This window comes from Xanthomonas sp. JL1 (genome assembly GCF_038405005.1).
In genome coordinates, this window is record NZ_JBBYGR010000024.1 from 35,128 (window position 1) to 47,554 (window position 12,427).

General features: G+C 65.3%; 9 protein-coding genes, 1 other RNA gene and 3 pseudogenes. 7 read left to right on the forward strand and 6 right to left on the reverse strand.

From position 1 onward, the window contains the following. Window positions 1-176 precede the first annotated feature (176 nt). From WJW29_RS05515 to WJW29_RS05535, 5 genes are read right to left on the reverse strand one after another with little or no spacing between them, the layout of a single operon-like run. Complete coding sequence (locus WJW29_RS05515; protein WP_011259664.1) at window positions 177-1,085, reverse strand: dihydrodipicolinate synthase family protein; 909 nt, start codon at window positions 1,083-1,085, stop codon at window positions 177-179. Beyond that, on the reverse strand, window positions 1,082-2,395 hold the full coding sequence (locus tag WJW29_RS05520) for an FAD/NAD(P)-binding oxidoreductase (RefSeq protein ID WP_012445437.1): 1,314 nt from the start codon (window positions 2,393-2,395) through the stop codon (window positions 1,082-1,084). The genes WJW29_RS05515 and WJW29_RS05520 overlap by 4 nt, the downstream gene beginning before the upstream one ends. After that, entirely contained in the window at window positions 2,388-2,633 is a 246-nt protein-coding gene (locus tag WJW29_RS05525) for a 2Fe-2S iron-sulfur cluster-binding protein (protein WP_011259666.1), read from the reverse strand. Before WJW29_RS05525 ends, WJW29_RS05520 begins: the two co-directional genes overlap by 8 nt. Then, on the reverse strand, window positions 2,630-3,892 hold the full coding sequence (locus WJW29_RS05530) for an FAD-dependent oxidoreductase (protein ID WP_011259667.1): 1,263 nt from the start codon (window positions 3,890-3,892) through the stop codon (window positions 2,630-2,632). The genes WJW29_RS05525 and WJW29_RS05530 overlap by 4 nt, the downstream gene beginning before the upstream one ends. After that, window positions 3,892-4,830 carry a proline racemase family protein gene (locus tag WJW29_RS05535; RefSeq protein ID WP_011409014.1) on the reverse strand — a complete coding sequence of 313 codons (939 nt, stop codon included), beginning with the start codon at window positions 4,828-4,830 and terminating at the stop codon, window positions 3,892-3,894. Before WJW29_RS05535 ends, WJW29_RS05530 begins: the two co-directional genes overlap by 1 nt. A 157-nt stretch (window positions 4,831-4,987) precedes the next feature. Here WJW29_RS05535 and WJW29_RS05540 point away from each other — a divergent pair, with 157 nt between their 5' ends. The 5 genes from WJW29_RS05540 to WJW29_RS05560 all read left to right on the forward strand — a co-directional run bounded on the left by WJW29_RS05540 (window position 4,988) and on the right by WJW29_RS05560 (window position 9,379). Further along, a complete protein-coding gene (locus tag WJW29_RS05540; RefSeq protein ID WP_011409015.1) occupies window positions 4,988-5,704 on the forward strand; it encodes an AraC family transcriptional regulator in 717 nt (238 codons plus the stop codon). A 204-nt stretch (window positions 5,705-5,908) separates the two neighbouring features. After that, window positions 5,909-7,525, forward strand: a complete 1,617-nt coding sequence (ftsY, locus tag WJW29_RS05545; protein ID WP_027703321.1) for a signal recognition particle-docking protein FtsY — start codon at window positions 5,909-5,911, stop codon at window positions 7,523-7,525. A 378-nt stretch (window positions 7,526-7,903) separates the two neighbouring features. After that, a non-coding RNA gene (locus tag WJW29_RS05550) (sX9 sRNA) lies at window positions 7,904-7,980 on the forward strand. 23 nt (window positions 7,981-8,003) lie between these two features. Next, a complete protein-coding gene (gene mutY / locus WJW29_RS05555; RefSeq protein WP_011259671.1) occupies window positions 8,004-9,077 on the forward strand; it encodes an A/G-specific adenine glycosylase in 1,074 nt (357 codons plus the stop codon). A 23-nt stretch (window positions 9,078-9,100) separates the two neighbouring features. After that, complete coding sequence (locus WJW29_RS05560; protein ID WP_011409017.1) at window positions 9,101-9,379, forward strand: oxidative damage protection protein; 279 nt, start codon at window positions 9,101-9,103, stop codon at window positions 9,377-9,379. A gap of 364 nt (window positions 9,380-9,743) precedes the next feature. Here WJW29_RS05560 and WJW29_RS05565 read toward each other — a convergent pair. Continuing rightward, a pseudogene (locus WJW29_RS05565) lies at window positions 9,744-11,365 on the reverse strand (hybrid sensor histidine kinase/response regulator). Window positions 11,366-12,062: 697 nt separating this feature from the next. On the opposite strand from WJW29_RS05565, the pseudogene WJW29_RS05570 reads away from it, so the two are divergent. Continuing rightward, window positions 12,063-12,215: pseudogene (locus WJW29_RS05570) on the forward strand (SAM-dependent methyltransferase); the annotation flags it as partial. 69 nt (window positions 12,216-12,284) lie between these two features. After that, window positions 12,285-12,427: pseudogene (locus WJW29_RS05575) on the forward strand (IS5/IS1182 family transposase); the annotation flags it as partial.

Sequence of the window (12,427 nt, forward strand, 5' to 3'; positions counted from 1 at the left end):
CGCACTGTGCGCCAGCGGCCGACCAGAAAGGTGATGAGGATGCAGCACTGGATGCCACATCCGCAGCGGCGGACGCATCGCAGCACACGCAGGTACGGCGCGTGCCGCGAATTCGTGGAAGCCGCATCCTGCGCGCACCCGCAGGCACAGCATGCGATGGCCGCGTCATTGCACCATCACGACAGCTTGGGCGCAGTGGCAATGGCATGGTCGATCACCTTCAACGCGGCATCGCGCTCTGCACCGGCCACCACCAGCCGCGGTGCACGCACCTGCTCGCTGCCCATGCCTACCTTTGCCTGCACCAATTTGATCAGCTGCACGAAGGTGGGCACGGTATCCAGGCGCAGCAGCGGCAGGAACCAATGGTAAAGCTCCTTGGCTGCCGGGTACCCGCCATCGCGAGCGAGTTCGAACAGGCGCACCGATTCTTTCGGATATGCATTGACCAGGCCGGCGATCCAGCCCTTGGCGCCCATGCTCAGGCCCTCGACGATGGCATCGTCCATGCCGACCAGCAGCGCCAGGCGGTCGCCCAGCAATTCCTGCAGCGCGGCGAAGCGGCGCACATCGCCGGAGGATTCCTTCACTGCCTGCAGGTTCGGGAATTCGGCAGCCAGCTCGGCGATCTGCGCCGGACCGAAATCGGTCTTGTAGGCCACCGGGTTGTTGTACAGGATCACCGGCAGATCGGTCGCGGCGATCACCGCGCGCACATGCGCGCCCATCTCGCGCCAGTCGGTGGAATACACGTACGGCGGCAGCACCATCAAGCCACCGCAGCCGATGTCCTTGGCCGCCTTGGCCAGCGCGACTGCTTCGCCAGTGGCGAGGCTGGCGATGCCCGGCACCACCGGCACGCGGCCGTTCAAGGCGGTGACCAGCGTGCGCAGAATCGCCAGCTTGTCCTCCACGCTCAAGGTGGCGGCCTCGCCCAACGAGCCCAGCGGCACGATCGCAGTGCAACCGGCATCCACCAACTGGTTCGCGTGCGTGCCGAGGAAGTCGTGGTCGATCTCGCCGTTGGCGGTGAACGGGGTGGTGATGGCCGGCAACACGCCGTGCCAGAACGTGGCAATGCTCATGGGTGATTCCCTTGCGAGTCGGAAGTGAACGAGTCGGCCAGCGCCACGAGGCGGACCGGGAACAACGGCGGGCGGCGGCCGGCGTCGGTGGAAAGAGTGGGCGGGCAACGGCCAAGCTCGGCCAGCGCAGTCCCGCAGATGCGGCCCTGGCAGGCGCCCATGCCGCAGCGCGAGGCGAGCTTGGCGTCGCGTGCGTCCTGGAAGTTGTCCAGTGCGCACAGCGGCACGTCTTCGCAGCGGCAGATCAGCGTCTCCGGTTGCGCCAGTGCGCGGATGCGCGGGTCCAGCACGAATTGCTGCTGCAGCAAATCGGCAAACGCACGCGCCGCGCGCCGGCGTGGCTGCAGGCGCAGCGCAGCGTCCGGGGCGTCGGCGGCCATATGCCCGGCCATCGCACCTTCAATCAAGGCGCAATCGCTCCCGCCGATGCCACAAACTTCGCCAGCGGCAAATACCTGGGTGACGCTGGTGCGCAGCAGCGTATCGACCTGCACCTGCTGGTGCGCACCGTAGGCCTGCAACTGGCAACCCAGCAATTGCGCAAGCTCGGTGTTGGGTACCAGTCCGTAGCCCACCGCCAAGTGATCGCAGGCGATCCGCGTGCGGCCGGTGGGACCTTCGAGTTCGACTTCGCGCAGCTGCGTGTCGCCATGCGCGGCGACCACAACGCTGCCGGCGCGATACGCGACTACACGCAGCTGAAAGCGCAACGCCGCGGCCTGTGCGGCCTTACCCGGCCAGCGCCACAATTGCAGCGCGAACTGCCGCAACGCCGCTGCCGAGGTTTGCTCGTGGATGCCGAGTAGCTGCGCGCCATGTTGTTGCAACGTGGCCGCACTGGCCAACAGCAAGGGGCCGCTCCCAGCCACCAGCACGCGCTTGCCGCTCAGCGGCCAACCCTGCTTCGCAAGCGCCTGCGCCGCGCCGGCCCCGGTGACGCCGGGCAAGGTCCACCCTGGAAACGGCAGCAGCAGTTCGCGCGCACCGGTAGCCAGCACCAACGCGGCGTAATGCAGTTGCAGCGTGCCGTCCGGGCCATCGGCCAGTAACCAGTCCGGTTGCGCGAGCAGAATCTGCGTGCGCGTCAACACCATGATCGCTGCGTTGCCCGCCACCTGCTGCAACAGCACGCGCGCATCGGCCGGCGCGCCGTGTTGCACATCGCTGCGCCATACCTGCCCGCCGGCACGCGGTTGCATGTCCACCACGCCCACGCGCACACCTTGGCTGGCCGCCGCCTGCGCCGCTGCCAGCCCGGCCGGGCCGGCGCCGACGACCAACACATCGAAATGCAGCACGCGCTCAGCCATCGGTGCGCACCTGCATGCCATCGCGCGCGTCCACCAGGCAGGCGCGCTGCTGACCGATGCCATCGATGCGCACGCGGCATTCGAAGCACACGCCCATGCCGCACAAGGGCGCGCGCGGTTGCCCGCTGCTGGATTCGCGGAACCGCAACGTGGCCTGCGCCACGGCCGCCGCCACGCTGGCACCGGCCGGCACTTCGACCAGTTGCGCATCCACGTGCAGACGCACCCTCGCGCTCATGCGGGCGCACCGTGCATGGCACGCGCCGGTGCATACGGCGCCGGGTCGATGGCCGGCGTGCGCCCGAGCAGGCTGTCCACGATCACCCGTGCGCTCCCCAGTGCCGTGGTGACTCCCAGCCCCTCATGACCGGCGGCCACCCACACATCGCGACGGCCGGGCACCGCCCCTAGATACGGGCGCCCATCGGGCGTGGCGGGACGCAAACCGGTCCACACGCGGATCGCCTGCAGCTCGCGCAGCACCGGCAGATACGCGAATGCGCGCTGCAACATCTGCTGCAGCACCGGCATCGACAGCGCGCGATCGTGCTCGCCGAATTGGCGCGAGGAGCCGATCAACATCTGCCCGGTCGGCCGCGGCTGCACATTGAAGGCCACGCTGGTGTCGTCGGCACCATGCGCCGAATCGGCATAACCGAGTTCCAGCAACTGATGCCGGATCAACCCCGGGTGCCGGTCGGTGATGACCAAGTGGCCCTTGCGCGGGCGCAACGCCAGTTCGGGCAGCAACTGCGGCAAGGACACGCCGCTGGCGACCAACACCGGGCCCGAGAGCACCTGCCCATCGTCCAGACGCACCGCGTGTGCCTGCAGCTGGGCCACGCTGCGGCCGGCAAATAACCGCGCCCCGGACGTACAGGCTAGGCCCACCAAATGCCGCGCCACCCGTGGCGGGTACACCACTGCTTCGTCAGGCACGCGCATGCCGCCCGCCAGCCCGGGCACCAGCTGCGGCTCCAGCGCGTACAGCTGCGCCGCATCGATCGCTTCGGCATGCAGGCCGGCCGTCGCCAGGCGGGCGATCTTGGCCGGTACCGCCGCCAATTCGTGCGCATCGCGGGCCACCCACAGCGTGCCGCAGCGGCTGAATTCCGCGTTGCTCAGCGTGGCGAAGCGCTCCCACAAGTAAAGCGAATACGCCGACAACGCCAGCTCGGCCGGGTCGTCGTCCATCGCGACCAGGTGCCCCATCGCCGCTGCGGTGGAACCGCCGCCGATCGGTCCCGGCTCGACGATCGCCACGCGCAGCCCTTCGCCCGCCGCGGCTTCGGCGCAGGCCGCGCCCACGATGCCGGCGCCGATCACGATCAGGTCGTAACTGCGTCGCGTGGAAGTGGCAGACGTTGCCAAGCCGGATCGGGAGTCGGCACCGACGCCGAATGCAGGCCCCGACGACGCTCCGGCCATCGCAGCAGACGCCGCATCGGCCGACGGCGTGGCCGACACGAGCACCCGCGGGGGCTGCTCGGATTGCATCAGGCCACGATGCCCCAGACGAACGGGTCGGCCGGGTCGATCACCAACTGCGCGCGTGCGGTGATGTACGCCTGCCCACGGATCCGCGGGGCAATGCCACGTCCGCTCAGGCGATAACTGCCTTCGAAGGCGCTGCCCAGAATGCCTTGCTGCACCCAGCGCTCGCCTTCGCCCAGCTTGCCGTCCGCCGACAGACACGCCAGCTTGGCGCTGGTGCCGGTGCCGCAAGGCGAGCGGTCATAGGCCAGACCCGGGCACAGCACGAAATTGCGCGCCACACCGCTGCCATCGGGCGCGGTGCCATTGACTTCAATATGGTCGATCTCGCCACCGGCCTCACCCGTGATACCGGCCGCTTCCAGCGCCAGCCGAATCGCTTCGGCATAGGCCGTCAGCTCACGCTGATGCGCCAGATCCAGCGCACAGGGCGCTTGCTCGCTGATGAAGAACCAGTTGCCGCCCCAGGCCACGTCGCCACGGACCCGGCCATGCCCCGGCACCTCGACCTCCACGCCGCTGGCGAAGCGATAGCTGTCGACATTATCCACCGACACCGTGCCGTCGTCGGCCAGCTCCACTCCAACGGTGCCTACCGGCGTCTCGATCCGGTGTCGGCCCGGCGCGATGCGCCCCAGCTCGGCAAGCGTGCGTACCACTCCAATGGTGCCGTGCCCGCACATGCCCAGGTAGCCCACGTTGTTGAAGAAGATCACCCCTGTGCAGGCGCTCTGGTCGCGCGGCGGCAGCAAGAGGGCACCCACCATAGTGTCCGACCCACGCGGTTCGCAGGCGATGGCGCTGCGCCACTGGTCGAACTCGCTGCGGAAGCGATCGCGGCATTGCGCCAGGTCGCCATCGCCCAGATCGGGGAAACCGGAGAGGACCACACGGGTAGGCTCGCCGGCCGTATGGGAGTCGATGACATCGATGATGTGCATGACGCATGCTCCCATTGCCGGCCCGTGGACGACTAGCGTCCAATGCGAATTCAAAATGCGGAAATCTGCACAATTTACCCCCATCAACGCCGCGCGTTTGCGCTAGGATCATCGCTGGGTTGCACATTCGTGCAGCCGTCTAATCGTGACCGCTACCATGACCCTGATGGACCTCAACCTGCCCGCTCTGGAAATGCAGACGCTGTTCGACGCACTGCCGGATGTGGTGTTCTTCATCAAGGACAGTGAGGGCCGCTACACCCACTGCAACCTGACCCTCGTGCGCCGGCTGGGAAGCAAGCTACGCAGCGAGATCATCGGTCATTCGCCGCTGGAGGTCTTCCCCTTGCCGCTGGGCGGCAGCTACATGATGCAAGACCGCCGCGTGCTATGCGGCGAGCTCATCGATAACCAGCTCGAAGTGCATCTGTATCCCAACCGCCTGCCGGGTTGGTGCCTGACCTTCAAACGCCCGTTGTGCGAGGCCAATGAGGTGATCGGCGTGGTCGGCATCTCGCGCGATCTGGGCCAGCCCGACAGCCGTCACTCCGCTTACGAACGCTTGAGCCAGGTGATGGAACACATGCAGGCCAACTTCGGCGACAACCTGCGCGTGCAAAGCCTGGCCGCCCTGGCGGGGCTATCGGTGGCGCAGTTGGAGCGCCACTTCCGCCGCGTGTTTCAGGTCACCCCGCAACAACTGTTGACCAAGTTGCGTATTGAATCGGCGATGCGACTGCTGTACGGCGACGACAGCATCGCCAGCATTGGGCAACAGTGCGGCTTTGCCGACCAGAGCGCCTTTGCGCGTCAGTTCAAGGCCACGGTCGGCATGACGCCACGCGATTACCGTGCACTGAAAGGTCAGCTATAGGCACAGAAGTTCGCATTGACACATAGCCGGCACAAATGCCGAATTCGGCAGGATCCGCCGCGCATTGGCGAGCGCAGTCGACTCGCCATGCACGTGGCGTTGCGGTGCATGCGCAGCGCTCAGCCAGCGCGCTGCGCTAAGGGCGCGTCAAGGCGTCGGAAGGCCCGGGTGATAGAATTCCTGGTTTCCCCTTTTGCGTTGCCAATGGCCAGCTTTTTTCGCCGCAACAAGCCAACCACGCCCGAGAGCTCGCGCACCTCACGCTATAGCCTGGAAGAACTGGCAGCCGCATTCCCCACCGCGCCGTCTGCCGCCCCCCCGGCATCGCCGGTCGAGGCGATGCCTCATGCCGAGCCACGGATAGACACAGCCGCAGCGCCGGCTGTCGCTCCAGGCACTCCTGCTGCGGCGCGCACCGAAGCTGCTGCGCCTGCACCGGTCGCTGCGACGCCGCCTGCCGCCGCGCCCGCCGATCAGCTTGCGCAGGAGATTGCTGCGCGCACTGGCCAAGCGCAGAGCATCGCTGCCGTTCCGAGCACACCTGCAGCACCGGCTGCGCCTCCGCCGACCGCATTGCAGGCGCTGCCCGACCCGACTCCCGCCAGTGCGCTGAGCACGCCAGTCACTGTGGTGGTGCCGCCAGTAGTGGGACAGCCACAGACCACACCGACGCCGTCTGACGCCGCGCCTGCACCGCCGGTCACCGCGCCGCCAGTCGTCGCTCCTCCGGTCGCAGCGCCTGCACCTATTATTCCATCGGCTGCCGCAGCTCCGGTTGCTGCAGCGCCTGCAAACGCTGCGCCGACGGTCGCCGCACCGGCCATCGTCAACACGCCGCTGCCGACCACGCAAGACAGCGACAGCATCGTCGGCCAGCACGACGCAATGCCGGCTGCGCCGGCAGGCAAACCCGGCTGGCGCGAGCGGTTGCGCAACAGCACCTTCGCCCGCAGCTTCGGCGGCCTGTTCTCGCGCAACCCCAAGCTCGACGACGATCTGCTGGATGAAATCGAAACCGCGTTGATCACCGCCGACGTCGGCATCGGCGCTACCACCGCGCTGATCGAAGGCCTGCGCAAGCGCATGAAATCGCGCGAATTCGTCGATGCGCAAGCGATGTTCAAGGCACTGCGCGCCGATCTCATCGCATTGCTGCAGCCGGTCTCCAAGCCGCTGGTCATCGACCGTGCGCGCAAGCCGTTCGTCGTGCTCACCGTCGGCGTCAACGGCGTCGGCAAGACCACCACCATCGGCAAGCTGGCCAAGCGCTTCAAGGACGAAGGCAACAGCCTGATGCTGGCCGCGGGCGATACTTTCCGTGCCGCTGCCGTAGCGCAGTTGCAGGCCTGGGGCGACCGCAACGGCGTGGCGGTGATCGCGCAGGGGCAGAACGCCGATGCCGCGTCGGTCGCGTTCGACGCGCTGCAGGCCGCCAAGGCACGCGGCACCGACGTGTTGATCGCCGATACCGCCGGCCGCCTGCACACCCAGACCGGGCTGATGAACGAGCTGGGCAAGATCCGCCGCGTGCTCGGCAAGATCGACGCTGCCGCGCCGCACGAGGTCTTGATGGTCATCGACGGCACCACCGGCCAGAACGCCATTTCGCAGCTGCGACAGTTCCATGCCGCGGTTGGTGTCACTGGCCTGGTCGTGACCAAGCTCGATGGCACCGCCAAGGGCGGCGTGGTGTTCGCATTGGCGCGCGAGTTCAATATCCCGATCCGCTTTGCCGGCATCGGCGAACGCCCGGAAGATCTGCGCGTGTTCGATCCGGTTGCCTTCGTCGACGCACTGTTGCCGGACGCATTGGGCGGTTGATGGGAAGATGCCTGCCCGCAGTTGCAGCGGCTGTGCGCGCAGGCGCTACAGGCAGGTTGCACGGTGCGGCAGGTGTCACACGATTGGTCGCAGGCAAGGCGGGTGCTGGAGTTCGCACAATCCTTGCCTGCGACAGCACTGTCGGGCCGATGCTTCGTTGGTGTACGACCGTGCGCCGGCCGCACCGCATTGGCCCGGCGATGAAGGATTTTTCTGCGAACGTTACTTGGCTGGCATCGCGTTGCCGCTGCGCTGAGTAACCGCAGCACAGGACGCGCGCCGCAAATCCTGTCCACCGTTCTGACCCCATCGCCCTTAGCGCGGCTAACAAAACGACTGCGCAGCCGCCAGGCGGGCGCGGCCGGTGCTCGGAACGGCATGTACCAGTCGTACACTCCGGTTCTGAGCGCGCCCTCCATGCCCACCTGACAGCTGCTCGCTACGTTTTGTTAGCCGCTCTTCATCGCCAACAGCGCTCATGCCAGCCAACCACGCCACACCCTCCGCTGACGCATTTGTCGACCGCCTGCTGCATTGGTTCGACGCCCACGGCCGTCACGATCTGCCCTGGCAGCATCCGCGCGCGCCGTATCGGGTGTGGCTGTCGGAAATCATGCTGCAACAGACCCAGGTCACTGTGGTCATTCCGTACTTCCACAAGTTCGTGGCGCGCTTCCCTGCGCTGGCCGACCTGGCGGCAGCCGACAACGACACCGTGATGGCGCATTGGGCCGGGCTGGGCTACTACGCCCGCGCACGCAATCTGCACGCTGCCGCCAAACAATGCGTCACCCTGCATGGTGGCCAATTACCGCGCGACTTCGATGCACTGCTCGCGTTGCCAGGCATCGGCCGGAGCACTGCAGGCGCCATCCTGAGCCAAGCCTGGAATGATCCCTTCGCCATCATGGATGGCAACGTCAAACGCGTGCTCACGCGCTTTCACGGTATCGGCGGCTATCCCGGCCTGCCGGTGATCGAAAAACAGTTGTGGCAACTGGCCGCTGCGCATGTCGCACACGTCCCGCCCGGCCGGCTGGCCGACTACACACAAGCGCAGATGGATTTTGGCGCCACGCTGTGCACGCGCGCCAAACCCGCGTGCGTGCTGTGCCCGCTGCAGCACGATTGCAGCGCGCGCCGCGACGGCCTGGTCGAAGCACTGCCTACGCCTAAACCCGGCAAACAACTGCCCGAACGCGAAGCCACCGCGCTGCTACTGCGCAATGCCGAGGGTCACATCCTGCTACAGCGTCGCCCGCCCACCGGCATCTGGGCTTCGCTCTGGACGCTGCCGCAGGCCGAGACCGACAGCGGCATGCGCGCATGGTTCGCGGCGCATATCGAAGGCGACTACGAGCGTGCCGAAGAGATGCCGTTGATCGTGCACACCTTCAGCCATTACCGCCTGCGTCTGCAGCCCTTGCGCCTACGCAAGGTCGCACTGCGTGCCGCGGTGCGCGACAATGACGATCTACGCTGGGTGGCGCCTACCGACCTTGCATCGCTGGGTCTGCCGGCGCCGATCCGCAAGTTGCTCGACGCGTTATAAGCGTGTCTCCCAAAGGAATCCGCATGTCCCGTACCGTGTTCTGCCACTACCAGCAAAGCGACGCCGAAGGCCTGGATTTCGTGCCGTATCCGGGCGAACTCGGCCAGCGCATCTTCGCGCACATCGGCAAGACCGCCTGGCAAGCGTGGCTGGCGCATCAGACCATGCTCATCAACGAAAACCGGCTGTCACCGCGCGACCCCAAGCACCGCGCCTTTCTCGAAACCGAGCTGCAGAAGTTCCTGTTTGAGCGCAATGCCGACAAGCCCGACGGGTATGTGGCGCCGCTTGGCGAGGAGTAGTGTAAGCGCCGGGATTCGGGAGTTGGGCTTCGCACCTGCGGTTTGCGGCTCCTGGATGCTCCGTTGCGCATCAACCTGCCGCACGCATTACCTGGGATGGGGCAGGCCATCGAGCGAAGTGTTCGCTGTATTGTCCGCCCGCGATGGCGTCGGTGGCTTTGTCGACACGCTGCGCACCGCGCAGTCGACCTAGCCAATGGCAAATCCGCGGCAGCCTCGACTGCAAGGCGCATCAACCGGATTCTTCACGTTCCACGGTCGGTCCGTGCATCGATGCGGCGGATGAAAGAAGTCTTGAAATCCAACGTCAGTCGCCATGCGATGCCGCCCGCAGCAGCGGCATTGCACGCTGCAACATCCCGTCTCAACCCACACCGGTGGGCCCATCCAGCAGCATACGGATGCGCTTGAGCAATTCCTTCTGCGTATAGGGCTTGTTGACCACATCGAACTCGGCGCCACCGACATCGGTGCGCTGAATGCTGGCGTCGGCGTAGCCGGTGGTGAGCAGGATCTTGATCTTCGGCAACATGCGGCGCGCCTCACGGGCAAGCATCACACCGTTCATGCCGCCGGGCATGATCAGGTCGGTGAACAGTGCATCCACCTCCGGATTCTTTCCCAATACCTCCACCGCCTCGCGTCCGCTGGACGCCGACAGGATGCGGTAACCGGCATTTTCCAGAAACATCCGCGCCACTACCGCCACATCCTGCTTGTCTTCCACCACAAGAATTGTTTCGTTGCCGCCCTTGTCGATTGCGCGGCTTTTGGCTGCCTGCAAGTCATTTTCGAATTTGCTGGATGCAGGAAAATACAGCCGTACCGTGGTGCCTTCGCCCACTTCGCTGTAGATGCGCACGGTGCCGCCAGACTGTTTGACGAAGCCATACCCATCGACAAGCCCAGGCCGGTGCCCTGCCCTTCGTCCTTGGTGGTGAAGAATGGCTCCATCACCCGGCTGACCACCTCGGGCGGCATGCCCGAACCCGTGTCGCTGACGGCGATGCTCACGTATCGGCCCGGTGCCAGCTGGTGATACATCGCCAGATCGTGGGTGGTGACCTCCACGTTCTGGGTCTGCACGGTGACTTCCTTGCGCTCGGCCTGCGCCATCGCGTCGCGTGCATTGATCAACACGTTCAACAGCGCCACTTCGGCCTGCGTGGTGTCGATCTGGCAATTCCACAGCCCCTCTTCCAGCGACTGACGCAACGTGATGCCGCCGCCCAGCGCGCGCTCGGCCATATTGTTCATGCCGGACACCAACCCGTTGAGGTTGACCACCCGCCCGCGCAATTTCTGCTTGCGCGAAAACGCCAGCAATTGCTGGGTCAAGGTGGCCGCCTTGGCCGCCGCTGCGGCCGCATGTTCTGCACTGAAGGCAATCCGCTCGGCGTTACCGGCACCAGCACTGGCCATCATCTGAATCACTTCCAGATGTCCGGACATGACCTGCAGCAGGTTGTTGAAATCGTGCGCAATGCCGCCGGTCAACTGGCCCAGCGCTTCCATCTTCTGCGCCTGACGCAACGCATCTTCGGCATCGCGGCGCCGGCTCACATCCAGCTGCGACCCGAAGAAATACACCAGGTTGCCATGGTCGTCGAACACCGGCGAGACGAACAACGCATTCCAGAACGACGAGCCATCCTTGCGGTAATTCAGCACCTCGGTGGCGAATTCGCTGCGGGTTTCGATCGATTGACGGACATCGCTGATGCTGGCCGGGTCGGTCTCGGGACCCTGCAGAAAGCGGCAGTTGTTGCCGATGACCTCCTCGGCCGAATACCCGGTCATTTCCAGAAACGCACGGTTGGCGAACACGATGGGATTATCCGGAAGATGCGGATCGGTCACCGTCATCGGCATGCGCGTGGTCTCCACCGCAGCAAAAAAGATGTCCGAGCGATGCTTCTCGACAGGCAGGCTGCGAGACTCGCTGATATGAGGCGCCCGTAGCTCTCCGTGAACGCGATCGTTCAAGTGATGTTCTCCACGGGGCCATTCCCGTGACCACAGTCTAGTTGAGCCCGGTGATGCGATTCGTCACATCCATGAGTTTTCCCCGTATGGCCGGGCCAGCCATTGCGGCCTAATGCGATGGATCCTGGAAAACACATAGATGCACGCCGGCCAGGAGCAGTGCCATGTCCGGGCTCGGCCATGCCTCTAGTTGCGGCCGATGCAGGATCCATACCGCCAGCGGTCGGCACGATGCCTGCGCCTGACCGCAACACATGGGCAATGCCAACCGGCATGACACACAGCGTCAGTGCACGGATGTAGAACGCACTGCCATCACCCGACAAGGTGATCAGCGATGGCTACGCGCGGGTAAAGCCATCGTTGGAGTTAAGCGCTGCGGCTGCGGTGTTTTCCATGCAGATTGCGAGCGCCAGAAACATCCAGTGCGTCTTCGATATCGCCTCGGCAGCAAAGCGTCGATGACCATCATCCGCGAGAACTGCTTGTTGCCTACGCCAACGACTTTGCATCGTTGCTGCTGAAATGCTCACTGAAAGCCGCGCACGCACGGCAGTGTGCAAGCGAGCGTGGGCATCGTTTTGCCGTAGCATGCACGGGCCACACGCAACTCTTGCGCTTGACGGTCGGTTCCGGCTGTACCAGTGCGCGTTCTTTTCACGCCAGTGCCGTCGTCTGGCGACCATGCGATGTCATCATGCCGGGCTACCAAACCCAGATCCACGAGCTGACTTTCGGACAACTGACCTACGTCATCCGAGCGCTGGCCGAAAAGCAGCAGTACGCCGATCCGGACCATACCGCAGCCAAGGCCGGTATTTCATCGGCGCAGTGGAGCTTATTTGGTCGCCCCTGAAAAACCCCCAGACCACATCCATTGCAAGGCTTCATCTGCGTTTTCGGTGTGCTGGAATTGCCAGTGTTCGTTACGCTACGTCCTGGTTTCTGGCAGTTTTCGCCCATGCGGACACGCCGTCCTGCTGCCGAGCAGTTGCCTGCCGATGAGCTGTGTCGTTCGCGCCTGGAGAACCAGATCGACGTGCGCCATCCGCTGGTCCAGCT